Source organism: Nocardia sp. CDC153 (assembly GCF_035818515.1).
Lineage (GTDB): Bacteria > Actinomycetota > Actinomycetes > Mycobacteriales > Mycobacteriaceae > Nocardia.
The window spans coordinates 893340-919102 of the sequence record NZ_JAYKYU010000002.1 but is presented as its reverse complement, the minus strand read 5'-3'; the positions used below and the strand labels follow the sequence as shown (position 1 = coordinate 919102).

Genomic DNA, 25763 nt, shown 5'->3' with positions numbered 1-25763 from the left:
GCTCAGGTCCCACGCAGGTCCAGGCGGCGCATGACGCGGTCCACCACGTCCGGCGGGATCCCCGGTTCCCGCCGTGCCGCCAGGGCTTCGGTGCGGCCCGCCTCGAGCACGTCATTGGTGATGGCTCGCATCTTCGTCGTCAGGGCCATCGTGCGGTCGGTGTTCATCCGCGCATTGCTGTCGGCGGCCTCCGGATCCGCCTGGGCCAGACGGCGTTCGAAGCCGGTGCGCAGGCGGTCGTAGACCTCGTCGGGCAGGTCCTCGGTCTGCGAGATCTCCTTGAGCCGCGCGAGTTCGGCCCGCAGCACCCGCGTCCAGAGTTGGCGTTCGATGGCGCGTTCGACGCCGGTGTCGGCGTGCACGCCCGTCGCGCGCACCACGGCGGGCAGGGTCGGACCCTGTAGCAGCAGGGTGAACAGCACGACCGCGAAGGCGGTGAACAGGATTTCGGTGCGGCCCGGGAACGGCTTTCCATCATCGGTGGTGAACGGGACGGCCAGTGCCAGCGCCACCGTCGCCACCCCGCGCATCCCGGCCCACCAGGTGACCACGGTTTCGCGCCAGGTGTAGGGCTCGTCCTTCTCGCGGTCGCGCCACCAGTTCTGGAAGACCGCCGTGGTGCCCAACAGCCAGACCAGCCGCAGCAACACCACCACCGCGATGACCACCAGCGCACCGCGCACATAGCGCGTCCAGTCCGGTCCGGCATCGCGCAGCACCGTGCTCAATTCCAGCCCGATCAGGCCGAAAGCGAAACCGGTGACCAGCATTTCGGTGATCTCCCAGAAGGAGTCGCCCACCAGCCGGTAGTCGCTGTCACCGAAATCGGTGGCGGCGTCGGTGAGATACAGCGAGCACACCAGGACCGCGAGCACCGCCGACCCGCCCCGCGATTCGGAGATCCCGTAGGCCGCGAACGGCAGCAGCAGACCCAGCGCCACCTGCCACGGGGCCTCGCCGAGCCGCCGCATGAGTTTGCTTCCGGCCCAACCCAGCACCAACCCCACCACCACGCCGACCAGCGCCGAGGTCAGGAACGCCACGAACGCGCCCCAGGCCGAGAACTTTCCGGTGACCACGGCCTGGATCGCCGCGCTGTACAACACGATCGCGGTCACGTCGTTGAACAGGCCCTCGCCCTCGAGCACGGCCACCAATCGCCGGGGCAGGCCCAGTTTGCCCGCCAGCGCCGACACCGCCACCGGATCCGGCGGCGCGACCAGCGCGCCGAGCGCGATGGCCGCGCCGATCGGGACGGTGGGATTCGAGAGGTGGAAGACCCAGGCCACGGCCGCCGTCGTGACGATGACCAGCACCACGGCCCGCAAGGTGATCGCCGCCCAGTTCTCGGCGAACTGCCGCCAGGAGGTGCGTCGCGCGGCCGCGTAGAGCAAGGGTGGCAGCACCAGCGGCAGGATCAATTTGGGGTCGATGTGAACTTCCGGCACCTGCGGCAGCAGCGCCAGCACCACGCCGAAGGCGGTCATGAGCACGGCCGGGGCCTGGCCCAGCCGCCGTCCGAGCGGCTGGGCCAGGATGGTCGCGAACAGGACCGCGAAGATCAGTTCCAGCTGGTGGTGCTCCACGGCAGTCAGTTTGCTGCCGATATGCCCGAAAGTCGAACACCCGATCCGGATTCTCAGCGAACCGGGACGGCAATTCTCAGCTGTCCCGATCGGGCTCGGATTCCGGCCACACCCGGGCGCGGTCGGCTATGACTAGCGGCGACTGCGCTGGAGGGGAGCCGAATTCCGTTCCCGACGCCCGACCGGGCCCACCCCGGCGGGCTGGTACTGGCCCGGACGCGGATAGTCCGGCGCGGCCGAATGCCGACCGGGTACCGGGTAGTCCGCGGCGGGTGGGTACAGGCCCGCCGTCCGGTAGTCCTGCGGGGCGAATTCGTCCTGCCCGGAGCCGTACTGCGCCTCGACCGGCATCGCGCCCGCCCGAAGCGACCAGGCCGCCCGCGAGTCCGGTTGCGGCCGAACCGGTTCGGGCATCATGGAGCGCTCGTCCACCTCGGTCAGACCGACGTGGATGAGCAGCACCAGCGTCACCATCGAAACGGTGATCATGAGCGGCGCGAGCAGCTCCATCGCGCCCGCGCCGTGCGGGGGCACGGCATTGTCGACCCGGTGCGCGCTCATCGACGCCATGCCGGTGTAGTGCATGCCGCACACCGCCACACCCATGATCAGCGCCGCGCCGATGGTGGCGTAGATCCCCTTGATGACCAGCGTGAACCACAGCGCCACGGTGGCCGCGACCACCGCGATCACCATGGACAGCGTCACGATCGTCGGGTTGTAGCCGATCGAGGCGTCGGACTTCATGGCGTACATGCCCGAGTAGTGCATGGCCCCGACGCCCAGGCCGGTGACCGCGCCGCCCGCGAACAGCGACAGCTTGCCGAACGGCTCCCGCGCCACCACGTACAGACCGATCCACACCACGGTCACCGAGATGAGCGCGCTGAGCAGGGTTTGCGGCACGTTGTAGCGGATCACCGCCCCGTGAATGCTGAAGCCCAGCATGGCCACGAAGTGCATGACCCAGATCCCCGTGCCGCCGATGGCGATGGCCGCCGAGATCAGCCAGCCGCTGCGGCCATCCCCGTTCCGGGCCCGCGCCGTGCATCGCAAACCGAGCAGGGATCCGATGACGGACATGATGTAGGCCAGTACGGGGGTGATCCATCCGTAGCTGAAGTGGTGAATTTCCAGCACTCGAACTCCATTGCCAGAACAGGGGTTTCGCCATCGCAGACGCGACGGGGGCACACTACCGGGCAGGATTCGAATTGGGAAATTGAAAGGGAATGTTTCAGACAAATTGCTACCGGCTGGTAGCTTTCCGCTGGTCGAGCGACCGACTAGCCACCGGAAGCCGCTGCGCGCCTGAGCTTTTCGACGTCACGTGACGTCGCGCCGCCGACTCAGAGCGAGGGCGGCGCGAATGTGTCGGCTATTACTCGGCACCCAGGTCGGCGAACATCTTGCGCTTCATGGCCGGGATGGCATTGGCCGTGCGGAAGACGAGTTTGCCCGCCTCGCGCGCGAACCGGCTGTCGGACACCGACTGATTGGCCGCGGTCAGCGACGTGCGCACGGCCGCGAAACCGTAGTCGATCATATCGGACCCGTACGCGCGCAGGCCCTCGAGCAGCCCGTGCTCCCGGCGTTCGGCGGCGACCAGGGCCCGACACAGGCCCTGCGCGTCACGCAGCGCGGTGTTCGCGCCGATGCCCGCGAACGGGGTCATGCTGTGGATGGCGTCGCCGAGCAGGGTCACCGTGCTGGTCTCCCACGCCGGGATCGGCACCGAGGTCTTGATCGGCAGCAGGGTGGCGGTCTCCGGATCGGAATCGACCACCAGCGTGCGCAGTTCAGGGGCCCAGCCCGTGGTCATGCGCACGGCCAGGTCGTGCAGGGCCACGGGGGAGAGGGATTCGAGGTCGGTGCCGTAGCGTTCCCGCTTGGCCGCGAAGGCCCAGAAGACGTAGGGCTGGGTGTTGTCGTGCAGCAGGCCCGCGGGCAGTCCGGCCTGGTTGCCGGCGATCCGCTCCGCGCCCTCCGGAATCTCGAATTCGTGTGGGGCCAGGAACATTCCGCAGCCCGACGGCGGGATGACGCTGAGCGGATTGCGCAGCAGCCGCGCGTCCAGCCGCGCCCGGGATTCCGGGGTCAGCCCGTATTTCCCGGCGATGGTGACGATTCCGGTGTCCACGCGCTCGGCGTGCGGCAGCAACTGCGCGCGCACCCGGGAGGTGCCGCCGTCCGCGCCGACCAGCACATCGCCGACTTCGGAAGTGCCGTCGGCGAAATGGGCGCGCACGCGGCCGTCGGGCAGTCGTTCATAGCGATCGAACATGCTGCCGTAGCGCACGACGCCGTCGAGGTCGGCCAGCAGCAGCTGGCGCAGGGTGATGCGGCTGATGCCGTAGTGCCCGCTGCTGGTCTGCTCGCCCTCGTCGGGATCGATCTGCAGCAGTTCGCGCAGCTGCTCGGTGACGAAGCCGAAGCCGTTGCCGCCGTGGCCCGCGCAGGCCACGAAGGTCGAGAACAGTTCCGGCGACAGCAGTTCGGCCAGGGCGGCGCTGCCGTGCGGGTTGATGTGGATGCGGAAGCCCTGCAGGCGGTCGGTGCGCTGGGTCTCGCGTTCGTGGACGCTGACGCTCACGCCCGCGCGGCGCAGCCCATTGGCGAGTGCGAGCCCGCCGATGCCGCCGCCGGCGACGATCACGTGCAGGGGTGTGTTGGTGGCCATGACATTCGGTTCCTCTCCGTGCTCAGATCCGGCTCCAGCCGAACCCGCCCGGGCGCTTGCGATTCGCCCGTTGCTGGTGCTGTGCTCCCGCCGTGGCCCAGGCCTCGATCATGCGATCCAGCAGCCGGGTCAGCGTCTCCACGTCCTCGGCCGACCAGTCGGCAATGACCGCGCCGAACACCTGGTCGCCGATCTCGAGGAATTTCGCGAGCTCCGCGCGCCCCTCCTCGGTGGCCGAGACGAGCACCGCCCGCCGGTCCGCCGGATCGGGGGAGGTGCTGACCAGGCCGGAATCGATCAGGGCCTGGACGTGACGGGTAATGGAAGACGGCAGGGCATCGAGACATTCGGCGATCTCCCCGGCCCGCAGCGGACCCGACTCGACAGCGCACTGCAGCACGCCCACCCGCACCGGGTCGTAGGCGCGAGAAGTGCCCTGCCGCATGGCTTCCGCGAACCGTGAGGTGCTGCGCGCCAGCCGCGACACCTGGTCTTTGTTTGCTTCCATGAATCAACTATAAAACTTGATTGCGTGAAACAAAAGAGTGTGGCGGAAAACAGACATCGGCGGGGGAGTTGGGTTCAGTAGGCTGCCGTCAACGCCTGGTATCGGCGGACGGGAACCCGGGGGACAGATGAATACGAGACTGACCAGCTTCGGCAATGACGGTCTGAGCTTCGACGTGATCGATGCGGGGCCGCTCGACGGGGTGCCGGTGGTGCTGCTGCACGGCTGGCCGCAGACCGCGACCCAATGGTCGCGACTGGTGCCGTATCTGCACGAGAAGGGTTATCGCACAATCGCTCCCACGCAGCGTGGGTATGCGCCCGGTGCGCGTCCGCACGGGCGGTACGCCTATCGGATGAGTGTTCTGGTCGGCGATATCGTGGCGTTGATCGAGGCGCTCGGTGGGTCGCCCGTGCATCTGGTCGGACATGATTGGGGGTCGGCGGTCGCTTGGTCGACGGCCGCCGCGCATCCGGAGCTGGTGCGCACGCTCACCTCGGTGTCGGTGCCGCATCCGATGGCGTTCATGCGCGCCATGCTGACCAGCTCGCAGTTCCTCCGGACCTTCTACATGGTGTTGTTCCAGGTGCCTTGGTTGCCGGAGTTGGTGATTTCCAACGCTTTTCGGGCCGTCGGCACCGATCCGGCGCGCCGTCGGCGGGCGTTGGCGATGTCGGGCATGGATGGCGAACAGTTCGACCGCATCCGGCGCGACATCATCGACGGTGGTGCGTTGAAGTACTCGATCAACTGGTATCGCGCCATGGTGATCACCACGCCGCGGCAGGCATTTCGGAAGGTGACCGTGCCGACGACGCACGTGTCCAGCAGTCGCGACCCGTTCATGGTCGCCAAGAACGCGACGCTCGCCGCCCGGTATGTCGAGGGCCCGTTCACCCACGAGGTGCTCGACGCCACCCACTGGGTTCCCGAGGAACGTCCGGCCGAACTGGCCGCGCTCATCACGTCCCGAATTTCGGCCGCGACTCGGTAGCGCGGCGGGCGCGTTTGCCGCGCGCGATCTCGGTGCCGAGGGCATCGAGGGGATTCGCGAAGTGCCGCAAGGGATCCGCGAGCGCGGCAAGCCACGAGGCCGCGGTCTCGACACCCGTGGAATCAAGGCCGTAGAACCGCCGGGTGCCCTCGGCGCGCACCCTGACCAGCCTGGCCTCCCGCAACACCTTCAGATGCTGGGAGACACCGGGCTGCGAAATCGAGTACTCGGCCCGGATCGCCGCGACAATCGCGCCCGCGGGCTGCTCCCCACCGGCCACCAGCACGAGAATGTGACGGCGAATCGGATCGCCCAGAGCCTCGAAAACACCTGCAGGAGAAGGGAAAACCCCGGCTGGTGAAGGGGAAACTCCAGCCGGGCCGGAGGAATCCTGGGCGGGGGAAGGGAAATCCCTGCCGGGCGAAGAGGAATCCCGGGCGGGGGGAGGGGTATCCCGGGCGGGGGACGGATTCATCGGGGTTCGGGGGTGTCCTGGGGCTCGACGGTGTAGAAGGCGAAGGTAGCGTCCGCGGCTGCCCGCGCCGCGTCCGGGTCGTCGCCGTCGGTGATGGCGGCCTCGCCCCAGGAGGTGGCGGCGCGGCGGATGAAGTCCTTGCCCTCGGGCGTCTTGTGCAGGGTGCGGCCCACTTCGGGGTCCACCGGCTCGCCGGTCGCGATGTGCGCGGCCAGGCCCAGGAGTGCGAGATCCCAGCCGACACCCACCGCGCCCGGGCCGAACTGGCCCCAGAACTGCGGATCGACGGGCATCTCGTGTTCGAGCTCCAGCTCGGTCTCGTCCCCGGCGGGGCTCAGGCTGACCTTGACCCACGAAACCTGCCCGGCGAATTCCCAGGTGATGGCAAAGACTTTCGGCGCATCGCAGCGCTCGACCACCCCGCCCGCCTGGCCTTCGAGTTGATAGCGGCCGCCCTCGGCCAGCTCGCCGGTGATCGGCAGGAACCAGCGGGGAATCCGCTCCGCATCGGTCAGCGCGTCCCACAGATCGCCCTGATCGGTCGGGTAGGTGCGGCGGGCCACCGCGATTCGCGTCGGCGTGCCGCCTCGCGACCCGGTTCGCACCTCACGAGTCACCATTCCCGCCAGCTCCGCGGGATCGGAAATGAGCGTCATAGCGTTCCTCCATCTATAAGTGTGAACTTATATTAGCAACTCCGGTGAGCGAATGCCGCTCCCTGTCGGTCCCCGGCCGCACACTGGTGGGCATGGAGATCACCTCGGCCGTCGGCGCGGTACTCGGAGCCTTCGGACTCTCGGGGGCGGCGGGCCTCAATGCCTGGCTGCCGCTGCTGGTGGTGGGCATCGCCGATCGCATCGGCTGGATCGACCTCGGCGGCTCCTACCACTGGCTCTCCTCGATCCCGGCCCTGCTCGTCATCGGGGTGGTGTTCCTGCTCGACCTGATCGGAGACAAGATTCCGGCGTTGGATTCCGGGCTGCACGCCATCGGCACCCTCATCGCCCCCGCCTCCGGAGCGATCCTCTTCACCGCCGAATCGAGCATCTCCTCCCACCTCCCGCCCGCCGTCACCGCTGTCCTCGGCGCTGTCACCGCGGGCAGCATTCACGTAGGCCGCTCGGTAGCCCGCCCCTTCGTCACGGGAACCACTGCGGGCGTGGGTAATCCGGTGGTCTCCTCCGCCGAGGACGGAACCTCGCTGGTGCTCACCGTCCTGGCCCTGGCCCTCCCCATCCTGGCTTTCCTGGCGGTCCTGGTCCTCCTCGTCGCCCTGACGTGGCTGGCCTTCCGAGCCCGCCGCTGGCTACGCACCCGCCGCACCCGAAATCAACCGGATTCGGCCTAGGCTGCGGCCGAGTCCTCTTGGGGTTGGCCCTATTTCGGGCGCACGCGGGCCGATTCGATGCGGGCGGCGAGCTCGACCAGATCCGCGGCGGGGCCGGTGGGTGGCGTTCGCCGATGCCAGATGGCACGGAATTTCTGGCCAGGACGATGGAGTCCGCCAGGCGCACCTCGCAGAGGCTACCGGCACGCAGTTCGTGCGCCACGATCAGGCGGCTGACCACGGCCGGGGCGGCGCCGCTGCGGGCGGTGGCGAGAATGGCCGCGGCCGAACCGAGTTCGGCCGCGGGCTGGGCCGGGGTGCCGTGTATGGCGAGGGCTTCCCACACCGTGTCGCGGGTTCCGGAGCCCTTCTCGCGCCAGAGGAGGGGGGTGTTGGCGAGCTCGCTCAGGGTGACCGGGCGGCGGCTGGCCCAGGGGTGGGTGGGCGCGACCACCACCACGAGTTCGTCGGCGGCGAGCACGCGACTGCCCAATCCCGTTGGCGCATGGGGTCCTTCGACGAAGCCGAGTTCGGCCTCACGATCACGAACCGCCGCGGCCACCTGCCGGGAGTTCGTCACGTCCAAGACCACCGCCAGGTCCGGGTGAGTCTTCCGCAGCGCGGTGAGCCAGTGCGGAATGCGAAGGTCGGCAATGGTTGTCGAGGCCACGAGGCGCAGCCTCGGTCGCGTCGCCCGATGCAGTTCGGCGATGCCGTCGTTCAACTCCACCGCCGCCGCCAGCACCCGCCGCCCGAGATCGACCACGGTCTGTCCCGCATCGGTCAACACCGACCCGCTCCGCCCTCGATCCAGCAACCGCAGATTCACCCGCCGCTCCAACGCGCTGATCCGCATGCTCGCCGCCGGTTGACTCATCCCGTGCCGCCGTGCCGCCGCCCCGAGACTCCCCAGCTCCGCCACCGACACCAGCAGATCGAGCACCTCCAAATCGGGCGTCCCCGGCGGCAAAGTCATAAGCCCACCTTATGAGGTGCTCGCCATTCGATCACTACCTTCCGACCGAACCGCCCACCAGGATTGACGCATCCGCACGTAGCGGACCGAAAACCCCTTCAGAGGAGCTCCCCATGACTTACGTAATCGGAGCCGCCTGCGTCGACGTGCTGGACAAGGCCTGCATCGAAGAATGCCCCATGGACTGCATCTACACCGGCAACCGCATGGCCTACATCCACCCCGACCAATGCACCGACTGCGGCGCCTGCGAACCCGCCTGCCCCGTCGAAGCCATCTACTACGAAGACGACATCCCTTCCGACCAACAACAATTCATCACGGAGAACGCCCGCTTCTTCACCGACCCCCTCCCCGGCCACCCCGCCCCTCTCGGCGACCCGACCACCGCCACCAGCGTCGGCCACCTCGGCGTAGACACGCCCTACATCCGCGACTACCAGCGACCCGTGTAGGTCGACCCCGGTGAGTTCGTTTGGGCCGCAGGGTGATTGCTCTGCGGCCCGGGTGTCGATCACCGCCACTGGAGTTTGCGGCGGTAGCGAGGCTGGAAGACGATGCGGTTGAGGAGGCCGATGGGTCGCGGCATGGCGGCCAGGAATGCCTGGCGTTCCTCGGGCGTGACGTCGTCGAGGATCCATGGGATGTAGACGGCCGCGCCGGAGGGGCCTTGGCGGCGGGCCATGGCCGAGCGGAAGGCGGCCCAGTCGGAAGGCTTCAGTACCCGCTGGATCAACGGCAGTGCGGTGTCTTCCTCGTGGTGCATGTGGTCGTCGAGGACCTCGGCCAATTCCCGCACGTGCTCGCCGAGAGTCGAAGATCGGTGCGCGAGGGCCTCGTCCACGACCGCCAGCAGCGGGTCCAATCGCGCGTGTTCGGCCTCCATCTCGGCGATGAGTGCGAGGTCGTCGGGGCGGTCGGCCACCGCGTCGAGCAGGCGCGGCCAGAGTACGGCGTCCTCGACCGAATGATGAACGTCGAGTTGGTGTTTGAAGTTCGCCCAGCCCGCGCGTACGCCGGGAGTGTCCATCCGTCCGGTATCGGCGGCCTCGCGCAGGCGCGCCAGATCGCGACGAAAGGCATTGTGGGTGGCGTACATGGGGGTGAAGTCGATGAGCTCGGTGCCGGGGGCGTCGACAGACATGGTGTGTCCCTTCAGTTCTGGAACGCGGCGGCGTTTTCGGCGGCCCATTGCGCGAAGGTCAGTGCCGGTCGGCCCAGCAGCTCCGCGACGGTGTCGGTGGTGGGGCCGGGGGTGTGGGCGTAGTCGGCGAGCGAGCCGAGCAGTCGGGCGGGGATTTCCTCGGGCAGGCCCTGCGCCAGGAGCGCGGCGCGTACCTGTTCGGGCGCGACTTCGTCGAAAGACAGGTCGACACCGAGGGTTTCGCCGAGAATGCGCACCTTGTCGAGTTGGGTCAGCGACTCCGGCCCGGTGAGCACGTGGGCGCGGCCGTCGTGCCCGGGGTCGGTGAGCGCCGAGGCGGCGACGGCGGCGATATCGCGGTGGTGGATGGGCGAGGTGGCCGCTTTCGGGTAGGCGCCCCGGACCATTCCGGTCGCGCGTACCTGTGGAGCCCAGGCCAGCGCGTTCGCGTCGAAATCCGTGCACCGCAACGCCGTCCACGCCAGGCCGGACTCCCGCGCGGCCTGCTCCACCGCGCGGAATTCCTCCGCGAAACGAGGTTCTCCCACCGGATACTGCACCGTCAGCGCGGAAATGACCACGGTACGACGCACACCCGCCGCGGCTGCGGCCGCCAGCAACTCCGGGGCCGCACGCCCGACTGCCCGCGGACTCACCAGCACGGCTTCGGCCCCCTCCCATACCGATCGCAGCGACCGCGGGTCGGACGGATCTCCGGCCACCACTCGCGCCTCGGCGGGAAGCCCGGCCTGCGCGGGGTCACGGCTGACGGCGGTCACCTCCCGTCCGGATTCCAGTAGGAGGCGGATGGTTTCGCGGCCGACGGACCCTGTCGCCCCGGTGATGACGATCATCATGAACTCCGATCAATAATATGAAACACATACAATCACTAGGCTAGCTTATATGAGTATCGTATTAAGTAGTGATCTGAGTCACCTGGATGTTGGTATATCCGCAGGTGGGATGCCGCGGCCGACCGCTACGACTGCCGTAAAGTGTGGATCTCGTACAAGTTGAGGGAGGGCGCGGTGAGCTCCGCGACGCAGCAACCCGAGGACGCCCGGCTACGCCGCCGCGCCACCGGCGAGGTGAAATCCGCGATGCGCGGACTGCGCAACAACCTCGCGATGCTCAACCGCCAGGTCGGCCTCCGCCTGGACCTGCGCGACGTCGACCTGGACTGCCTCGACCTGATCAACAGCCACGGCCCGATCAGCCCCACCGCCCTCGCCCGCACCGCGGGCCTCCACCCTGCCACCCTCACCGGCATTCTCGACCGCCTCGAACGCGGCGGCTGGATCATCCGCGAACGCGCCGCCGGCGACCGCCGCTCCGTAGTCGTGCGCACCCTCCCCGACCGCCTGGGCGACCTCTACCGACTCCTCGCGGGAATGAACACCTCCCTGGACGAGATCTGCGCCGACTACACCCTCGACGAACTGCACCTCATCTCGGAATTCCTCCGCCGCACCGCAACCGCCGGCCTCGACTCCGGCCGAGAACTCCACTAGTCAAACCCCTTACGGCACAAGGGTTTCATGGACGCAGCGCCACCGCAGCCCATTGCGGCCCGCAGCGTCCACCACCAGCAATCCCGTGGTCAGCCGTGCGGCCGGCCCATTCGGCCGGTGATGAATCTCCCGAAACCGCGCCACCGCGCAATCATTCGCCCGATGCAGCACCTCGATATCGACAATGTCGATCGTGAGGCCGGGCATCGAATAGCCCGCACCCTTCAATCCCGTCAGTAGTTGCGCACGCGCAACCACGGCCCCCTGCATGACGACCATCGAGAACGCGGGACTCAACTGCGCCCCGAACCGCTCCAGAGCATCGTGCGCATCCGAGGTGCCCAGCCAGAGAGCCAGATCGTCGTGCAATGTCTTGATCTCATCGACGAGCAGTTCCTGATCGATCATCACGCACCTCCATGTGGTCAATGGGATTCGGGCCGCAGGTTGTTGATGGCACTGGCCGACCTATTCCGAGCCTAATCCTGATCTGCACTGTCGCGGCGCTCACACTTGAACGCGTTCAACTTACCGTCTAGCCTCCTAGTTGAACACGTTCAAATATGTAAGGAGCTGGGGTAATGGACCTCGTCGTCGTCACGTACGTGACCTACGCGATTGTCAGCTTGGTGCTGACGTTCTGGGTGGCCCGCACCCTGCACCGCACCGGTGCGCGGTTTCTGGTGGATGTCATGAATGGGGACACCGATCTGGCCGAGGTGGTGAATCATCTGCTGGTCATCGGGTTCTGGCTTGTCAATGCGGGCTTCGTGGCATTGGCCTTGCGCATCAGCGGCCCGGTCGCGGATGTGCGGGTCGCGATCGAGGAGCTGGCTTCGAAACTCGGCATGGTCTTGCTGGTGCTCGGCGTTATGCACTTCGCGAACCTGATCGCCCTGAACAAGATCCGACGCAGCAGGCATCAGGAGAAGCAGGCCGCCGTCCCTCCCGTTCCGCCCGCCGCGGCCGCACTAGCCTGATCCGCATGACCCGCCCCGAGCCCGCGACCGCGCGCGGCGAGGAAACTCGCCAGCAGATCATCGACGCCGCCCTCCGTCTGTTCGAGCAGAACGGCTACACGAAGACCACCATGCGCGCGATCGCGGGCGAAGCCGGCGTCAGCGTCGGAAACGCCTACTACTACTTCACTTCCAAGGAACAGCTGGTCCAGGGCTTCTACCAACAGATCCAAACCCTGCACGAACAGCGGCTCCGCCAGACCACCCGCGGCGATTCCCTCGCCGCCCGCTGGCAGACAATGGAACTCGCCTTCGTCGACATAGCCGCCCCCTACCACGAATTCGGCGGCAAATTCTTCGCCAGCGCCGCCGAACCCACCAGCCCCCTCAACCCCTTCAGCGCCGAAAGCCGCCCCGCCCGAGAATCATCCATCGCCATCATGCGCGACCTGGTAATCGGCAACGACATCAAAGGCGACAAGCGCCTCCTGGCCGAACTCCCAAACCTCCTGTGGCTGGCCCACATGGGCATAGTCCTGTTCTGGGTCCACGACCGCAGCCCCAACCAAGAACGCACCCGCTTCCTGATCCGCCGAGTAGCCCCCCTCGTAGAACGAATCGTGTCCCTCTCGAGACTCCGCCCCCTACGCCCCGTCCTCTACCCGGCCCTGGACCTCATCAACGACCTCGCCAACGAGCCCCCGTCGGCAACCGGATCCGAGCCCAAAACCCCAGCCTAGAAACCAATCTCAGCCGTTCCGAATACCAGAATGGGCCGCACACCCAAAGCTGGGTCACCGCTCGACTGGAATTGGGTGCCGCAACGAAACCGACGACACCTATCGCGTGGACGTGATTTTCGACTGCGGCAGAGAAGGCCAGCACGTAACTCGCGCCTACCTTCCGGCGCGCCGGACATCGGTCGTGGGTGGTGATTGCGGTAGTCATCGCGAGCGCTGTTCGACCGACCGCGAGCGCTGGTGCGACGAGGACAATCCGATCCTCGGTATTCGATACGACAACGTCGTGGTCGACAACGCGCCAATTCCGCCGTGGCCCTTCGGCGGCATAGGCTCGTCGTTCTGAACACGGAGAAGGGAAACGCCAATGCGGAGAACAGTTCTTGTCGCCGCGGCGCTGGTGGCGATCACCGGCGGGATCACCGCGATTACCGGTACGGCGGGTGCCGTCGATGACAAGGCAACGTGCGCGTCCGTCAACACCGCATGGGACGAACTGCGCAGCCGCCTCGAAGCGCTCGACGACAAGAACTCGATCACCAACCTACGGCAAATCTATGTCGACACCGCCGAGAAACTCTCCGCCGCCGCAGCCGCCGCGGACCAGGGGTCACTGAAGGACGCACTCAATACCGCTGCCGCACAACTGAACCGCCTCCAATCCGCAACAACCCGCGACGACTTCGACAGAATCGTGCACGATCCCGCATTCACCGCTGCCATGGACGCCTTCGGCACCCCCTGCGGCCTCTGACCCAGCCCCGCCATCCGCCGCCAGAAACAAGAATTGGGCCGCTGAGCTACAGCTCAACGGCCCAATCCTTGGCAATCCTCTAGTCGAGGTAGTCGCGCAAGACCTGGGAGCGGCTCGGGTGGCGGAGCTTGCTCATGGTCTTGGATTCGATTTGGCGGATTCGTTCTCGGGTTACGCCGTAGACCTGGCCGATTTCGTCCAGGGTTCGGGGTTGGCCGTCGGTGAGGCCGAAGCGGAGGCGGACTACGCCGGCTTCGCGTTCGGACAATGTTTCGAGGACCGACTGGAGTTGGTCCTGCAGCAGGGTGAAGGAGACTGCGTCTACTGCGACAACGGCTTCGGAGTCTTCGATGAAGTCGCCGAGTTGGGAGTCGCCCTCGTCACCGATGGTCTGGTCCAGGGAGATGGGCTCACGCGCGTACTGCTGGATCTCGAGGACCTTTTCGGGCGTGATGTCCATTTCCTTGGCGAGCTCTTCGGGGGTGGGCTCGCGGCCCAGGTCCTGGAGGAGTTCGCGCTGGATGCGGCCGAGCTTGTTGATGACCTCGACCATGTGCACGGGGATGCGGATGGTGCGGGCCTGGTCGGCCATGGCGCGGGTGATGGCCTGGCGGATCCACCACGTCGCGTAGGTCGAGAACTTGTAACCCTTGGTGTAGTCGAACTTCTCGACCGCGCGGATCAGACCGAGGTTGCCTTCCTGGATGAGGTCCAGGAACGCCATGCCGCGGCCGGTGTAGCGCTTGGCGAGCGAAACGACCAGTCGCAGGTTGGCTTCCAGCAGGTGGTTCTTGGCGCGATTGCCGTCGCGCATGATCCACTGCAGGTCGCGGCGCGACTGCACGGGCAGCTTCTCGCCCTTCTCGGCGAACTCGCGCAGCTTCTCGGTGGCGTAGAGCCCGGCCTCGATGCGCTTGGCGAGCTCGACCTCCTCCTCGGCGTTGAGCAGCGCGACCTTGCCGATCTGCTTCAGGTACGCGCGGACCGAGTCGGCCGAGGCGGTGAGCTCGGCGTCCTTGCGGGCCTGGCGCAGCGCCTCGGATTCCTCTTCGTCCCAGACGAAGTCGCCGGAGGCCTTGTCCTTCTCCGAGGGTTCGTCGGCCTCTTCGGCCTCCTCGCCCGCGGCGGCGGCGGGAACGGCCTCGCCGTCCGCCTCTTCCTCGTCGTCGACCTCGTCGACGATTTCCTCGTCGTCGCCGAGGTCGTCCTCGTCGACTTCCAGGTCATCGAGGTCGTCGAGTTCCAGCGACTCGTCGTCGAGGACCTCATCGCCCTCGGCGCCTTCGATGCCGGGCTCGGCGGCCTTCTTCGGCGAGGCCTTCTTGGCCGCCGTCTTCTTGGCGGTGGCCTTGGTCGCCTTCTTCGCCGCGGTCTTCTTGGCCGCGGTCTTCTTCGCCGCGGCCTTCTTGGCCGGGGCAGCCTTCTTGGCGGCAGCCTTCTTGACCGGCCGTGCTGCGGTGGTGTCTGCTGAGTCGGCGGCGTCGGCCGATTCGGCGGTCTCTCGGGTATTCGTGGCTACCACGTACGCCCTTTCGTGACGGTCTCGTGCGGCGTCACGCCAGAGTTGAGTTCCGGCGGAGCGGTTCTGTCGGGGGGTAAACCGGCTCTCGTGCCGGTGTCGGTTTCCGGCCTACCGCCGGGCATGTGTTCCATTGTAACGATCGAACCAGCTTACTTATGGCGCGATACCGGCCGACACCGCCATGGCGGCTCCGACGATGCCCGCGGTATTGCGCAGCGCGGCGGGCACCACGGGGGTTCTGTTGGTGAGCAAGGGAATCCATTCCTGGTAGTCGCGACTGATGCCGCCGCCCGCCACGAAGACGTTCGGCCAGAACAGGTTTTCCAGCGTGACCAGCACCTTGGACACCTCCTTGGCCCACTCCGGATAGGTCATGCCGACCCGATCCTTGACCGACGCCGCGGCTCGGTGCTCGGCCTCGCGACCGTCGACCTCCATGTGCCCGAGCTCGCTGTTGGGCATGAGGACGCCGTTGTACATCACCGCCGATCCGATACCGGTGCCGAAGGTGAGCAGCATTACCAATCCGGTGAGATCCTTTGCCGCGCCGTACCGGTCCTCGGCCATGCCCGCCGCGTCGGCGTCGTTGAGGACGGTCACCTCGCGCCCGCCCAGCGCCACCGAGAACAGATGCCGGGCGTCGATGCCCACCCAGGTGGGGTCGATATTGGCGGCGGTGCGGATCTGACCGCGCAGCACCACGCTCGGCATGGTGATGCCGACCGGGCCCTCCCAGCCGGACTGCGCGACCAATTTCGACACCGATTCCGCGACCGCGTTCGGCGTGGCGGGATGCGGGGTGGCGATCTTGATGCGCTCGTAGCACAGTTCACCGGTCGCGAGATCGACCTCGGCACCCTTCACACCGCTGCCACCGATATCGATGCCGAACGCGTGCCCGGGATCGGACATGGACCACTCCTCGTTCTCCAGTGATTTGCCGGGCAAACCGCAGGTCCCGGCCCGTGAGCTGTGTCGTGCACGACAAGCCTAATGCGCGCGCTGCCGGATCTGTGCTGCGATGGAGGTCGTGCCGGAATCGAATTTCACTTCCACCGCCCCCACCGCCACCCCGAAGCCCGACACTTCGGACATAGCCGAACTTCGCACGGACATAGCCGAACTCCGCCGCGTCGCGGTGTATCTCGCCGAGACCGCCGCCGCCCATGTGCGGGCGCGCCGCCCCGAGGTCTTCGGGTCCGGCGCGCACGCCGCGGACGCCGTGCAGGCCAAGAGCACGCCGACCGATCCGGTGACCATTGTCGACACCGAGACCGAGCAGTTGGTTCGCAAGCTGGTGGCCGAACTGCGCCCCGGCGACCGCGTGGTGGGGGAGGAGGACGGCGGCAGCCTGATCGACGATCCCGATCTCGTGCACTGGATCGTCGATCCCATCGACGGGACGGTCAACTTCCTCTACGGCATCCCGTCCTATTCGGTGTCGGTGGCCGCGGTGCGCGGTGGCCGGCCGGTAGCCGGCGCGGTCGCCGACGTCGCGCACGCGGTCACCTTCAGCGCCGGACTGGGCCTGGGCGCGCATCGCGCCGAGTCGAGCCCGGACGGCACGTCCCCCGGCGGCACCCCGATTCCCTTGCGCGCCAACGCGGTCGAGGCGCTGTCCATGGCGCTGGTCGCCACCGGCTTCGCCTACGCGACGCCGCGCCGCACCCGGCAGGGCGAGCTGGTGGCGCAGGTGCTGCCGCACATTCGCGATATTCGCCGGTTCGGTTCGGCGGCACTGGATTTGTGCGCGGTCGCCGAGGGGCGCACCGACGCCTACTACGAGCACGGCCTGAACCTGTGGGACTGGGCGGCGGGCGCACTCGTGGCGACCGAGGCGGGCGCGCGCCTGATCCTGCCGCCCGCTCCCGACTCGCCGGGCGCGGCAGGCGATTTGGTGGCGGCCGTGGCACCCGGCATTGCTGACGAACTGTTCGGTCTGTTCAAGCGTCTGGATGTCACCACCCCTATCCCGGTTCCCTGACAGGGGTCTGAACAGCTCCGGATATACAGGACGAACCGGACGAAGCAAGCAAAAGGAATCGCCGCGACCGAGGGGCCGCGGCGATTCTGTCATCCCGATTCATAGATAGCGTTGCGCCGCTACGGGTTTCGCGACGCCGCGGCGAATCAGAGCCGAGCCGTCGCGAAAGAGATTCTCAACACTTCGCGTGCCGTGCCGCTTCCAACAGTTTGGGGTCGATGGCGGGCGCGGTGCCCGGCGTCGGGTTCTTCAGCGACTTCAGCACCTCTTCGGCATCCGTTCCGGGCCGGATGTCACGGAACAGCGTGCCCAGCACCAGATCCACGGTGTCGTCCTGGCGCTGATCCTCGATCAGCTCGGCGCACGGCATGACCAGCTGCACCGAGGCCGCCGCCGGACGTCCCTTGACGCCGAAGCGAATCTGCCCGGTGCACTCCAGATCGCCGTTCACATAGACCGGGTCATTGCCGATCTGCACGTCCGGCGCGCTGGCGAAACCGAGATCGCCCAGCTCGGAGGCCACGTGCGCGGCCTGACCGCGCTGATTGTTGGCGTTGAACACGCGCACCTTGGCGGAGGCCAGCGCCGCGGGCTCCACATCCCGTAACCGCGAGTTCGACACCCGCTCCCCGAGTGGCGCGGGCTTGGCCGCGGACGTGCTCGAGGCGGGGCTGGGGGAGTTGCAGGCCATGGCGCCCTGGTCACTCTCGGTCGTCGTCAGCGCCTTGAACCACACGCCGACGCAGATCAGAGCGATGACTCCCACCATGGCCGCCCACGGTTCCCAGCGCCGCCGAATGAACGGCCGCCCCTGCGGATCGGTCGAGTTACCTTGGGTGATCAGTGAAACCACGCCCACACTCTACGAAAACGCGGAGGTCGACGCGTGCAGGGCGTCGGCAAGTCGGGCATCGGGTGTGGCGATCGCGGTTCCGGGGGTATGCGGGTGGGGAAGGTCCCCGTCAGGTCTCGAACCCGGCGAGGAAGATCTCGGAGTGTTCCCTCGTAGGTGACGATTGACCCTCATTTTCAACTCGCACGGCTTTTGATTGCGACTTTTGTCCCGGGGTCCGCTATTGTCTGGCGGCCCAGATCGTACAACCCAGGTGAAACTGGGGTTCGATTTCGGGAACAACAAGGGCATGTCCTGCGTTGACCGAGCGCGATCCGCTGCGGATGAAGGACTGTCCGGCTCGGATCTGTGACCGGTGTACGCGTGACGTACACCACGGGCGGGGCGGCATCTCCTCCCGATCCGGACCCGAAAGGGGCCGGTCAGGTGGGTGCCGGTCCGGGATATACGGAGTAAGGACGAGGGGAAGACGACATGGCAACCGACTATGACGCACCGCGGCGCAGTGAATCCGACGATGTGTCGGAGGACTCGCTGGAGGAGCTGAAGGCTCGCCGCAACGAAGCCGCGTCCGCCGTCGTGGATATCGACGAATCCGATACCGCGGAATCGTTCGAGCTTCCCGGCGCGGACCTTTCCGAGGAGGTGCTCTCGGTTCGGGTCATCCCGAAGCAGGCCGACGAGTTCACCTGTTCGAGCTGCTTCCTGGTGCACCACCGCAGCCGACTGGCCAGCGAAGCCGGCGGTCAGCTGATCTGCATGGACTGCGCCGCGTAAGGCACCGTCCACGTAGGGGATTCAGAAGATTCCGCCGGCCCGCGCTCGGTCCGCCGAGCGCGGTCAGGAATCGGTCCGATCAATCGATCGCAGGAACCGGTCAGTTGCAGTGGCCGGTCCCGTCAGTCTTGCTCGGCCGCGTTCTTCAGGCCGAGCGCCGCGATGATTTTCTCTGGATAGCGCGTGCTGACCAGCCAGTACGGCGTCGGATCATCCGGATCGTCGAGGACGAGCAACACCATGGGCCCGATCCAGGCCCGATGCTGGACGAAGGCGGCGGGGTCGAGCTGTCGACCCAACGCCGCGCTCTTCGCACTGGTCGGCACCGGGGCCGCGCGCTTGACGAAGGTCGCGGGCAGGTGGGCGCGATCGGTGCGCAGCTCCGGCACGCCGTCGGCGTCGGCGGCGACCTCCACCGTGTGGCGCGAGAACCACACCAGCACCCAGGCCGCGACCGGGAACAGCAGCACGTACGGCAGCCAGGCCCGGATTCCCGGTGCGCCCATGTGGATTTCGGCGGCCAGCAGCCCGGTCACGACCAACGCGACGGGCACCCACCACCACGGCACCCAGAGGCGCTCGCGGTAGCGGACGGGGGTCTGCGGCTTGGATTCCATGGACACCTGGGGCTGCTGGTCGGACACGACATCAGACTAGGTCAATGAGTGCGGACCCGAACGCGTAGGCTCGGCCTACGTGACCGGTATTCCACCTATTCCCCTGCTGCGGCTCGATCCCGGCATCCCCGTACCGACGCGTGCCCACGAGGGCGACGCGGGCGTGGACCTGTGCACCACCGAGGACGTCATCATCGAACCGGGCGAGCGTGTGCTCGTCGGCACCGGCATCGCGGTGGCGCTTCCCCTCGGCACCGTGGGTCTGATCCATCCGCGGTCGGGTCTGGCGGCCAAGGCGGGTCTTTCGGTCGTCAATACCCCCGGCACGGTCGACGCGGGCTACCGCGGTGAGATCAAGGTGTGCCTGATCAATCACGATCCGCGCGCGGCCATCGAGCTCCGGCGGGGTGACCGGATTGCGCAGCTGCTGGTGCAGAAGGTCGAATTGGTGGACTTCGTGGAGGTCGACACGCTCGACGAGACCGCGCGCGGCGCAGGAGGATACGGGTCCAGCGGTGGGCATGCCAGCCTGTCCACCGGGTCCGGTGGGTCGGGTCAGGCGACCGGCAAGGAGGCATGACGATGGTGTTCGGACGCAAGAAAAAGGGCGGCGACAGAGCTGACGCGCCGCAGTACGACGACGAGTACACCGAGTACGACGAATACGACGAATACGACGACGAGTACGACGAATCCGGCGTGGGCACGGGCGAATTCGACACCGCCAACTTCGCGCCGGTGACGGTCGCCGCCGACCCGAAATCGGGTCCCTACGACTACGAGGACGTCGCCGACCGGCTCGAGGCCATTGCCGACCAGCGGCTGGATCTGGGCTCGGTCATCGTGCCGGTCCCGCCGGGCGGACAGCTCCAGGTCGAGATGACCCCCGACGGCACCCCGCAGGCCGTCCACCTCGCCACCCAGCACGGCCGAATCACGGTGGCGGCCTACGCCGCGCCCAAGACCTCCGGCCAATGGCGTTCCGTGGCAGCCGATCTCGCCGAGACGCTGCGCAAGGACGGCGCGACCGTCTCGGTCGTGCAGGGCCCGTGGGGTCGTGAGCTGCACGCCGTCACCCAGGGCGCGGATCTGCGCTTCATCGGCGTCGACGGCTACCGCTGGATGGTCCGCCTGGTGGCCGCCGGCCCGACCGGCGCGGCCGACGACAACTCGCCCCTGGTGGCCGCCGCCCGCGCGGTCCTCAGCGAAACCGTGGTCCGCCGCGGCGACGAGCCCCTCCCGGTCCGCGAGCCCCTCCCGGTCGTCCTACCCCAGGAACTCGCCGACCAGCTAGCCGCCGCCCACCAACAGCAGGTGGCCGCCCAGCAGCAGGCCATGCAGGCCCAAATGGCCGCCATGCAAGGCGGCCCCGCCTTCCAACCCGAACAACCACCCCAAGAGCCCCGCCGTGGAGCCGAGGGCTCGGCCATGCAGCAACTCGGCCTGAACTGACCGGATAATGCTGTAGGACAAGACGATAACGGGGCACCGCCGATCTGGCGGTGCCCCGTTTCGCCTGGAACTGCGTCGAGCCGCTCGGACGCGAGTGGCGGCGGCGCGGCCGGGATTCGGGTCAGGGGGTCGAGACTCGGCGGGGGAGTAGGGCGTTGAGGCCGTGGGTGCCGAGGATGGCCGGGTCCGCGCCCAATTCGTCGAGGGTGATGGTGTGCAGGGTGGCGTGGGGGATGAGGGTGGTCCAGTGTTCGGCGACCGCGAACGGGTGCACGGGATCGTCGATCGCGCCGATGATTTCGACCGGGGCGCTCACCCGGGCAAGGAGTTCGGGCTCGGGCCAGGCGTAGGCGGCGGCTTCCTCGAGTGCCGAGGGGAGATCCGGCCACTGGGCGGTCCAGGAGTGGGTCAGGGCCTCGGCGAGCCACGCCGGGCTGGACGCCCGCATACGGGACAGGACGGTCTCGAGGCCGTCCGCGCGAAGTTGGGCGGCGGTGGCGGCGGCGCTCGCGGCGGCGGGGCAGCCGGTGGTGTCGGCACCGGTCCACGCGGGGAGTGCGGCAACCACACCGCAAACCGCATCGGGGTGAGCGGCGGCCCAATCGAGGGCAACGGCCGCGCCCAGCGAGATGCCCGCCACGAGGATCGGGCCGGACCGGGCCGCGGCGTCGAGCGCGTCGCGGTAGCTGTCGATCACCCGGCGCGGATCCGGGTCGACCGCCAGGAACGGCAGATCCCGTGCGGCACAGGCGGATCCGAAGGCGCGGCGGGCGAAATGGGCGTCGGAGCCGGTCCCGGGCAGGGCCAGGACTATCGCGGGACTCGCGGGGGCCACCGCCGGACGTGGAGAATCGGGCACCGGCCGAGCGTAGCCGGGGCGGCCGTGGCCCTGGCCAGGGCGGCCCGGCGGTCACCGCGCCGCGAGCGGGCGGACGAACGCCACGACCCCGCCGCGAGCGGGGGCGGGTTTGGGTACCGGTGGGTAATGGGTATGGCTGGTGGGATGTAAGCACCGTGTCCGGGGTTGACGGGCACGCGTGGCGGGTGCAGGCCGGTGCATCTACAGTGGCCCTGTACGGCCATGGGCGGCCGGGTGGCAAACCATCTGGGCGTCGTGGAAGGAACGAACGACGTGAGACCCACGCCGTCGAGCTCTACAGGAGAGCGTGCGAAATGCCATCCGCGGGTGGGAAGGACACCCCGTCAGGCTATTTTCGACGGCTCAGCCGTCGCCTGACCGAGGACCTTGATCGTTTGGATGCCGAGGAACTCGCCGAGACGTCGGAGGCGTCGGGCGCGTGTCGGGCATCGGAGTGTCGACGCGGTGAGGAAGTCACCATGCTCGGCAGATTGCGCAGCGTCGAGGCGTGTCCCCGATCCGCGGGCGCGGAGGTCGAGGCGGAGTTCTTCGACGGGACCGACAGTGTGGCGCTGGTGTTCATCGGCCGGCGTCGCATTCCGGGAATCGAGCCGGGGCGTCGTATCCTGGTCCGCGGCCGCGTCGGTGAACGCGACGGCGGCAAGGTGATCTTCAACCCCTACTACGAATTGCGCGGGAACTCCTGACACTCATGCCGAATACCGACAGCAGCAGCGACGAGAGCCGCGGACCGGCCGAGACTTTCGACCCACCGACGGTTCAACTCGACGCCGTCACCGGTGACCAGCCGCCCCTGCGCCTGGATCGCGCGCTGCTGGACGAGGACACCCAGGCCCTCGTCGACGCCGAGCGCGCCGCCCTGAACCTCGAGGCGGATGGGGACCCCGAGGCGGACGAGGAGCCCGAGCAGACGCTGCTCGAGCAGATGGGCGGCATCAGCGGCCTGATCTACTCCTCGCTGCCGGTGCTGGTGTTCGTGCCGGTGAATTCGCTGCGCGGGCTGACCGCCGCGATCTGGGCGTCGCTGGGTGTGGCCGCCGCGATTCTGGTGTGGCGCTTGGCACGTCGCGGTCCGATCCAGCCCGCCATCTCGGGTTTCCTGGGCGTGGGCGTGTGCGCGTTCATCGCCTACCGCATGGGTGAGGCCAAGGGCTTCTTCCTGTTCGGCATCTACGCGAGCCTGATCTACGGCGGCGCGTTCCTCATGTCCCTGGTGGTGCGCTGGCCGTTGGCGGGCGTGATCTGGGGTGCGCTCAACGGCCACGGCACGGGCTGGCGGTCCGACCGGCGCGCGATGCGGCTCTACGACATCGCGACCGCGGTGTGGGCGCTGGTGTTCGTGGCGCGGTATCTGGTGCAGAACCACCTCTACGACTCCAACAGCACGGGTCTGCTGGCCGTGGCGCGTATCGGCATGGGGTGGCCGTTGACCGCGGTGGCCGCGCTGGTGACCTTCTGGGCGGTCCGCAAGGCGGGTCATCTGCCGTCGCAGGCGGCGAAATCCACCGAGCCTGCCGCCTGAATACCTCTCGGTCTGTCGACCAACTTGTCCGCATTCGGGCACTTATCGCGGTAAAACCCCAGGGCGCAACACCTTCGGGGCCATTGGGGGCCGTAAGGGGGTGACCAACCCACCCCTGGGGTACCTATTTCCGGGACCCCGCCGCGAGCACGATCTTTCTCAGAACCTACGGAGAAAGGATCGTGGAGTTGGTTACCGACGGCAAGGCAGTGGCAGCGCAGGAACGGGGCGAGGGGCTCGGGACCGCGGTGCAGACTCAGGCCTCGCGCCGGCACCCGGCGGGGCGGGGAAGCAAGAGCACGAGCAGTGTGGCGACGTCGGAGTCCCGGCGCGCCGCAGCGGAACTGGAGAAGTTGATCGGTCCGGCCGCGGCCGGTGACCGGGACGCGGTCTCCGAAATTCTCAAGATCGTCTATCCGCTCGTCCGCCGCTACTGTGCGGCGCGCATGAGCGGCGCGGGTCACCTGCACGTGACCGCGGACGATGTGGCGCAGGAGATCTGCCTGGCGACCGTCCAGGCGATTCCCCGCTACCGGGACCAGGGCAAGTCGTTCCTGGCCTTCGTCTACGGCATCTCGGCCAACAAGGTCGCCGATGCCTTCCGGCGGGCGCAGCTGCACCCGGCCTACCCGGTGGCGGAGTTCCCGGACGCGCCGAACAACGAGGCGGGCCCCGAGGAGCGGGCACTGGCCATGGAAACCCGGCGCGCGGCACGGGATCTCATGCAGGTGCTGTCCTCGACCCACCGCGAGGTGCTGGTCATGCGCATCGTGCTGGGGTGGACGGCGGCGCAGACCGCCGAGGCCATCGGCACCAGCCCGGGCGTGGTGCGGGTCATGCAGCACCGCGCGCTGAATCGGCTGCGGGCCGAACTGCGGGCGGCGTCCTGATCGGTCGGGGGATCGCTCGATGCGGAGCTGGACGAGAAGTGGGCCGGGCACTGGGGAGTGCGCCCGGCCCACAGTCGTTTCATTCGAAGCTATTCGACGGCCTTGCCGAAGCCGTTGACGCCGAGCGCCTTCCGTAGATCGTCCTCGGCCTCGACGGAGGCCACGAACAGCAGCTCGTCCTCGCCTTCGAGCGGGTCGTCGGCCTGCGGCACGATGACGCGGCCGCCCCGCAGGATCGTCACCAGGGCGGCATCGCGCGGCAGCGCGAGCGTGCGAACGGCCTTGCCCGCCAACGGGGTATCGGTCGGCAGGGTGATCTCGACCAGGTTGGCCTGACCCTGCCGCAGCGTCATGAGCCGCACCAGGTCGCCGACCGAGACGGCCTCCTCGACCAGCGAGGCCAGCAGCCGCGGTGTGGACACCGCCACATCGACACCCCACGACGAATCGAACAGCCACTCGTTGCGCGGATCGTTCACGCGGGCCACGACTCGCCCGACCCCGAATTCGGTCTTGGCGAGCAGGCTGAACACCAGGTTCACCTTGTCGTCGCCGGTGGCGGCGATGACCACGTCGTAGGTTTCCAGCCCGGCCTCTTCGAGCGTCTCGAGCTCGCAGGCGTCGGCGTGGGTCCAGACGGCGGCGGGCGCGCTGGTGGGGTCGATGTGGTCGAGGCGGCGTTCCAGCAGCATGACCTGGTGGCCGCCGCGCAAGAGTTCCTGGGCGATGGAGCGTCCGACGGCGCCGGCCCCGGCGATGGCTACTTTCATGATCAGTCCTCGCTCGCGGGGGCATTGGCGGCCAGGGCCACCGCTTCACCGACGGTCCCGGATGTCGCCGAGATGTAGACCAGGTCATCGGCCTGCAGCATGGACTTGCCATTGGGCAGCAAGCCCTGTCCGAAGCGGATGATGAACGCCACCCGCGCGCCGATGGCGTCCTCGAGCGAAGCCACGGTGCGCCCGTACCAGTCCTCGTGCAGCACGACCTCGGTGACCGCGACGGTGCCGGTGGGGTCGCGCCAGGTGGTGGTGGACTGATCGGCGACCAGCGTGCGCAGGAAGCGATCGGTGGTCCACGGCACGGTGGCGATGGTCGGGATGCCCAGGCGCTCGTAGACGGCGGCGCGTTTGGCGTCGTAGATGCGGGCCACCACGCGCTCGACGCCGAAGGTCTCGCGGGCCACGCGGGCGGAGATGATGTTGGAGTTGTCGCCGGAGGACACCGCGGCGAAGGCCCCGGCGCGCTCGATTCCGGCGCGGGTCAACACATCTCGATCGAAGCCGACGCCGGTGATGCACAGGCCCGGAAAATCGCGGCCCAGCCGCAGGAAGGCGCTCGAGTTCTGATCGATCACCGCGACCTCGTGGCCGATGCGGACAAGGGCCCGAGCGAGCGAGGATCCCACCCGCCCACAGCCCATGATCACCACATACACCGTTCGAACCCCATTCCCGAAAACCTTTTGTGCGGTCTGGTTGCTTTGTTCGGGTCGCAACCGTACCGCTCGAGTTTCACTGCGGGCATTTTCCCCCTCCGGAAGGAGTTCAAACCGAATCGGAAAAAGCTCACGTCCCTCCTCCGCCACCCTACGACCGCTCGCCCTCTC

General features: G+C 67.8%; 30 protein-coding genes and 2 pseudogenes. 15 read left to right on the top strand and 17 right to left on the bottom strand.

Annotation, left to right across the window (positions count from 1 at the left end):
* Positions 1 to 2: 2 nt before the first annotated feature.
* The 4 genes from VMT65_RS12785 to VMT65_RS12770 all read right to left on the bottom strand — a co-directional run bounded on the left by VMT65_RS12785 (position 3) and on the right by VMT65_RS12770 (position 4774).
* Positions 3 to 1586, bottom strand: coding sequence for a Na+/H+ antiporter (locus tag VMT65_RS12785; RefSeq protein ID WP_326308347.1), 1584 nt, complete (start codon positions 1584 to 1586; stop codon positions 3 to 5).
* A gap of 132 nt (positions 1587 to 1718) precedes the next feature.
* Entirely contained in the window at positions 1719 to 2726 is a 1008-nt protein-coding gene (locus tag VMT65_RS12780) for an MHYT domain-containing protein (RefSeq protein WP_326308345.1), read from the bottom strand.
* A 241-nt stretch (positions 2727 to 2967) separates the two neighbouring features.
* Positions 2968 to 4266 carry an FAD-dependent oxidoreductase gene (locus VMT65_RS12775; RefSeq protein WP_326308344.1) on the bottom strand — a complete coding sequence of 433 codons (1299 nt, stop codon included), beginning with the start codon at positions 4264 to 4266 and terminating at the stop codon, positions 2968 to 2970.
* A 22-nt stretch (positions 4267 to 4288) separates the two neighbouring features.
* Positions 4289 to 4774, bottom strand: a complete 486-nt coding sequence (locus VMT65_RS12770; RefSeq protein WP_326308343.1) for a MarR family winged helix-turn-helix transcriptional regulator — start codon at positions 4772 to 4774, stop codon at positions 4289 to 4291.
* A 127-nt stretch (positions 4775 to 4901) separates the two neighbouring features.
* On the opposite strand from VMT65_RS12770, the gene VMT65_RS12765 reads away from it, so the two are divergent.
* Positions 4902 to 5768, top strand: a complete 867-nt coding sequence (locus VMT65_RS12765) for an alpha/beta fold hydrolase (RefSeq protein WP_326308342.1) — start codon at positions 4902 to 4904, stop codon at positions 5766 to 5768.
* Here the strand turns inward: VMT65_RS12765 and VMT65_RS12760 are convergent.
* Positions 5737 to 6093: pseudogene (locus tag VMT65_RS12760) on the bottom strand (ArsR/SmtB family transcription factor); the annotation flags it as partial. The gene VMT65_RS12765 and the pseudogene VMT65_RS12760 overlap by 32 nt on opposite strands.
* A 146-nt stretch (positions 6094 to 6239) precedes the next feature.
* Positions 6240 to 6899, bottom strand: coding sequence for an SRPBCC family protein (locus VMT65_RS12755; protein ID WP_326308341.1), 660 nt, complete (start codon positions 6897 to 6899; stop codon positions 6240 to 6242).
* Between the two features lie 92 nt (positions 6900 to 6991).
* Here VMT65_RS12755 and VMT65_RS12750 point away from each other — a divergent pair, with 92 nt between their 5' ends.
* Entirely contained in the window at positions 6992 to 7591 is a 600-nt protein-coding gene (locus tag VMT65_RS12750) for a DUF4126 domain-containing protein (RefSeq protein WP_326309160.1), read from the top strand.
* Between the two features lie 29 nt (positions 7592 to 7620).
* Here VMT65_RS12750 and VMT65_RS12745 read toward each other — a convergent pair.
* A pseudogene (locus VMT65_RS12745) lies at positions 7621 to 8546 on the bottom strand (LysR family transcriptional regulator).
* A gap of 113 nt (positions 8547 to 8659) precedes the next feature.
* Here VMT65_RS12745 and fdxA point away from each other — a divergent pair.
* Positions 8660 to 9001 carry a ferredoxin gene (fdxA, locus tag VMT65_RS12740; protein ID WP_326308340.1) on the top strand — a complete coding sequence of 114 codons (342 nt, stop codon included), beginning with the start codon at positions 8660 to 8662 and terminating at the stop codon, positions 8999 to 9001.
* 59 nt (positions 9002 to 9060) lie between these two features.
* On the opposite strand, the gene VMT65_RS12735 is transcribed toward fdxA, so the two are convergent.
* Together VMT65_RS12735 and VMT65_RS12730 are read right to left on the bottom strand one after the other, a co-directional pair.
* The gene (locus VMT65_RS12735; RefSeq protein ID WP_326308339.1) at positions 9061 to 9690 is read right to left on the bottom strand and encodes a hemerythrin domain-containing protein; all 630 of its coding nucleotides are present in this window, start codon (positions 9688 to 9690) and stop codon (positions 9061 to 9063) included.
* Positions 9691 to 9701: 11 nt separating this feature from the next.
* Positions 9702 to 10544 (bottom strand): NAD(P)H-binding protein, encoded by an 843-nt coding sequence (locus VMT65_RS12730; RefSeq protein WP_326308338.1) that lies wholly within the window; start codon positions 10542 to 10544, stop codon positions 9702 to 9704.
* 177 nt (positions 10545 to 10721) lie between these two features.
* Here VMT65_RS12730 and VMT65_RS12725 point away from each other — a divergent pair, with 177 nt between their 5' ends.
* Positions 10722 to 11204 (top strand): MarR family transcriptional regulator, encoded by a 483-nt coding sequence (locus tag VMT65_RS12725; protein WP_326308337.1) that lies wholly within the window; start codon positions 10722 to 10724, stop codon positions 11202 to 11204.
* A gap of 9 nt (positions 11205 to 11213) precedes the next feature.
* Here the strand turns inward: VMT65_RS12725 and VMT65_RS12720 are convergent, their stop codons facing one another.
* Complete coding sequence (locus VMT65_RS12720) at positions 11214 to 11612, bottom strand: DUF4440 domain-containing protein (RefSeq protein WP_326308336.1); 399 nt, start codon at positions 11610 to 11612, stop codon at positions 11214 to 11216.
* Positions 11613 to 11785: 173 nt separating this feature from the next.
* Between VMT65_RS12720 and VMT65_RS12715 the strand changes: the two genes are divergently transcribed.
* The 4 genes from VMT65_RS12715 to VMT65_RS12700 all read left to right on the top strand — a co-directional run bounded on the left by VMT65_RS12715 (position 11786) and on the right by VMT65_RS12700 (position 13657).
* Positions 11786 to 12184 carry a hypothetical protein gene (locus VMT65_RS12715; protein WP_326308335.1) on the top strand — a complete coding sequence of 133 codons (399 nt, stop codon included), beginning with the start codon at positions 11786 to 11788 and terminating at the stop codon, positions 12182 to 12184.
* Between the two features lie 5 nt (positions 12185 to 12189).
* Entirely contained in the window at positions 12190 to 12903 is a 714-nt protein-coding gene (locus tag VMT65_RS12710; RefSeq protein ID WP_326308334.1) for a TetR/AcrR family transcriptional regulator, read from the top strand.
* 106 nt (positions 12904 to 13009) lie between these two features.
* Positions 13010 to 13249, top strand: coding sequence for a hypothetical protein (locus tag VMT65_RS12705; RefSeq protein WP_326308333.1), 240 nt, complete (start codon positions 13010 to 13012; stop codon positions 13247 to 13249).
* A 54-nt stretch (positions 13250 to 13303) separates the two neighbouring features.
* On the top strand, positions 13304 to 13657 hold the full coding sequence (locus VMT65_RS12700) for a hypothetical protein (protein ID WP_326308332.1): 354 nt from the start codon (positions 13304 to 13306) through the stop codon (positions 13655 to 13657).
* 79 nt (positions 13658 to 13736) lie between these two features.
* On the opposite strand, the gene VMT65_RS12695 is transcribed toward VMT65_RS12700, so the two are convergent.
* Together VMT65_RS12695 and ppgK are read right to left on the bottom strand one after the other, a co-directional pair.
* Complete coding sequence (locus tag VMT65_RS12695) at positions 13737 to 15179, bottom strand: RNA polymerase sigma factor (RefSeq protein ID WP_442790217.1); 1443 nt, start codon at positions 15177 to 15179, stop codon at positions 13737 to 13739.
* A gap of 153 nt (positions 15180 to 15332) precedes the next feature.
* Entirely contained in the window at positions 15333 to 16091 is a 759-nt protein-coding gene (gene ppgK, locus VMT65_RS12690; RefSeq protein ID WP_326308330.1) for a polyphosphate--glucose phosphotransferase, read from the bottom strand.
* Positions 16092 to 16200: 109 nt separating this feature from the next.
* Here ppgK and VMT65_RS12685 point away from each other — a divergent pair, with 109 nt between their 5' ends.
* Positions 16201 to 17163, top strand: coding sequence for an inositol monophosphatase family protein (locus VMT65_RS12685; protein WP_326308328.1), 963 nt, complete (start codon positions 16201 to 16203; stop codon positions 17161 to 17163).
* A 175-nt stretch (positions 17164 to 17338) separates the two neighbouring features.
* On the opposite strand, the gene cei is transcribed toward VMT65_RS12685, so the two are convergent.
* Complete coding sequence (cei, locus tag VMT65_RS12680) at positions 17339 to 18016, bottom strand: envelope integrity protein Cei (protein WP_326308326.1); 678 nt, start codon at positions 18014 to 18016, stop codon at positions 17339 to 17341.
* Between the two features lie 474 nt (positions 18017 to 18490).
* Here cei and VMT65_RS12675 point away from each other — a divergent pair, with 474 nt between their 5' ends.
* The gene (locus VMT65_RS12675) at positions 18491 to 18793 is read left to right on the top strand and encodes a DUF4193 domain-containing protein (protein ID WP_120739486.1); all 303 of its coding nucleotides are present in this window, start codon (positions 18491 to 18493) and stop codon (positions 18791 to 18793) included.
* Between the two features lie 122 nt (positions 18794 to 18915).
* Here VMT65_RS12675 and VMT65_RS12670 read toward each other — a convergent pair whose 3' ends face one another.
* The gene (locus tag VMT65_RS12670) at positions 18916 to 19410 is read right to left on the bottom strand and encodes a DUF3093 domain-containing protein (protein ID WP_326309159.1); all 495 of its coding nucleotides are present in this window, start codon (positions 19408 to 19410) and stop codon (positions 18916 to 18918) included.
* Between the two features lie 79 nt (positions 19411 to 19489).
* Between VMT65_RS12670 and dut the strand changes: the two genes are divergently transcribed.
* Entirely contained in the window at positions 19490 to 19990 is a 501-nt protein-coding gene (gene dut / locus VMT65_RS12665; protein WP_326308322.1) for a dUTP diphosphatase, read from the top strand.
* A gap of 5 nt (positions 19991 to 19995) precedes the next feature.
* Positions 19996 to 20862 carry a DUF3710 domain-containing protein gene (locus tag VMT65_RS12660; protein WP_326309158.1) on the top strand — a complete coding sequence of 289 codons (867 nt, stop codon included), beginning with the start codon at positions 19996 to 19998 and terminating at the stop codon, positions 20860 to 20862.
* A 121-nt stretch (positions 20863 to 20983) separates the two neighbouring features.
* Here VMT65_RS12660 and VMT65_RS12655 read toward each other — a convergent pair whose 3' ends face one another.
* Positions 20984 to 21721: an alpha/beta fold hydrolase gene (locus VMT65_RS12655; RefSeq protein WP_326308321.1), complete on the bottom strand. Its 738-nt coding sequence runs from the start codon at positions 21719 to 21721 to the stop codon at positions 20984 to 20986.
* A gap of 314 nt (positions 21722 to 22035) precedes the next feature.
* Here VMT65_RS12655 and VMT65_RS12650 point away from each other — a divergent pair, with 314 nt between their 5' ends.
* From VMT65_RS12650 to VMT65_RS12640, 3 genes are all read left to right on the top strand, one after another.
* A complete protein-coding gene (locus VMT65_RS12650; RefSeq protein ID WP_326308319.1) occupies positions 22036 to 22428 on the top strand; it encodes an OB-fold nucleic acid binding domain-containing protein in 393 nt (130 codons plus the stop codon).
* Positions 22429 to 22667: 239 nt separating this feature from the next.
* Entirely contained in the window at positions 22668 to 23264 is a 597-nt protein-coding gene (locus VMT65_RS12645) for a DUF3159 domain-containing protein (protein WP_326309157.1), read from the top strand.
* A gap of 308 nt (positions 23265 to 23572) precedes the next feature.
* Positions 23573 to 24154: a sigma-70 family RNA polymerase sigma factor gene (locus VMT65_RS12640; RefSeq protein ID WP_326309156.1), complete on the top strand. Its 582-nt coding sequence runs from the start codon at positions 23573 to 23575 to the stop codon at positions 24152 to 24154.
* 89 nt (positions 24155 to 24243) lie between these two features.
* On the opposite strand, the gene VMT65_RS12635 is transcribed toward VMT65_RS12640, so the two are convergent.
* Both VMT65_RS12635 and VMT65_RS12630 read right to left on the bottom strand, forming a co-directional pair.
* Entirely contained in the window at positions 24244 to 24924 is a 681-nt protein-coding gene (locus tag VMT65_RS12635; RefSeq protein ID WP_326308318.1) for a potassium channel family protein, read from the bottom strand.
* A gap of 2 nt (positions 24925 to 24926) precedes the next feature.
* On the bottom strand, positions 24927 to 25592 hold the full coding sequence (locus VMT65_RS12630) for a potassium channel family protein (protein WP_326308316.1): 666 nt from the start codon (positions 25590 to 25592) through the stop codon (positions 24927 to 24929).
* Between the last annotated feature and the right edge of the window lie 171 nt (positions 25593 to 25763).

Bases quoted from the DNA above. Each gene is read 5' to 3' on its own strand.
- VMT65_RS12685 (WP_326308328.1), top strand. From the start codon at position 16,201: ATGGAGGTCGTGCCGGAATCGAATTTCACTTCCACCGCCCCCACCGCC.
- VMT65_RS12715 (WP_326308335.1), top strand. From the start codon at position 11,786: ATGGACCTCGTCGTCGTCACGTACGTGACCTACGCGATTGTCAGCTTG.
- VMT65_RS12635 (WP_326308318.1), bottom strand. From the start codon at position 24,924: ATGAAAGTAGCCATCGCCGGGGCCGGCGCCGTCGGACGCTCCATCGCC.
- fdxA (WP_326308340.1), top strand. From the start codon at position 8,660: ATGACTTACGTAATCGGAGCCGCCTGCGTCGACGTGCTGGACAAGGCC.
- VMT65_RS12750 (WP_326309160.1), top strand. From the start codon at position 6,992: ATGGAGATCACCTCGGCCGTCGGCGCGGTACTCGGAGCCTTCGGACTC.
- VMT65_RS12720 (WP_326308336.1), bottom strand. From the start codon at position 11,612: ATGATCGATCAGGAACTGCTCGTCGATGAGATCAAGACATTGCACGAC.
- VMT65_RS12730 (WP_326308338.1), bottom strand. From the start codon at position 10,544: ATGATCGTCATCACCGGGGCGACAGGGTCCGTCGGCCGCGAAACCATC.
- VMT65_RS12670 (WP_326309159.1), bottom strand. From the start codon at position 19,410: ATGGAATCCAAGCCGCAGACCCCCGTCCGCTACCGCGAGCGCCTCTGG.
- VMT65_RS12755 (WP_326308341.1), bottom strand. From the start codon at position 6,899: ATGACGCTCATTTCCGATCCCGCGGAGCTGGCGGGAATGGTGACTCGT.
- VMT65_RS12775 (WP_326308344.1), bottom strand. From the start codon at position 4,266: ATGGCCACCAACACACCCCTGCACGTGATCGTCGCCGGCGGCGGCATC.
- ppgK (WP_326308330.1), bottom strand. From the start codon at position 16,091: ATGTCCGATCCCGGGCACGCGTTCGGCATCGATATCGGTGGCAGCGGT.
- VMT65_RS12770 (WP_326308343.1), bottom strand. From the start codon at position 4,774: ATGGAAGCAAACAAAGACCAGGTGTCGCGGCTGGCGCGCAGCACCTCA.
- VMT65_RS12650 (WP_326308319.1), top strand. From the start codon at position 22,036: ATGCCATCCGCGGGTGGGAAGGACACCCCGTCAGGCTATTTTCGACGG.
- VMT65_RS12735 (WP_326308339.1), bottom strand. From the start codon at position 9,690: ATGTCTGTCGACGCCCCCGGCACCGAGCTCATCGACTTCACCCCCATG.
- VMT65_RS12675 (WP_120739486.1), top strand. From the start codon at position 18,491: ATGGCAACCGACTATGACGCACCGCGGCGCAGTGAATCCGACGATGTG.
- VMT65_RS12645 (WP_326309157.1), top strand. From the start codon at position 22,668: ATGGGCGGCATCAGCGGCCTGATCTACTCCTCGCTGCCGGTGCTGGTG.
- VMT65_RS12765 (WP_326308342.1), top strand. From the start codon at position 4,902: ATGAATACGAGACTGACCAGCTTCGGCAATGACGGTCTGAGCTTCGAC.
- VMT65_RS12710 (WP_326308334.1), top strand. From the start codon at position 12,190: ATGACCCGCCCCGAGCCCGCGACCGCGCGCGGCGAGGAAACTCGCCAG.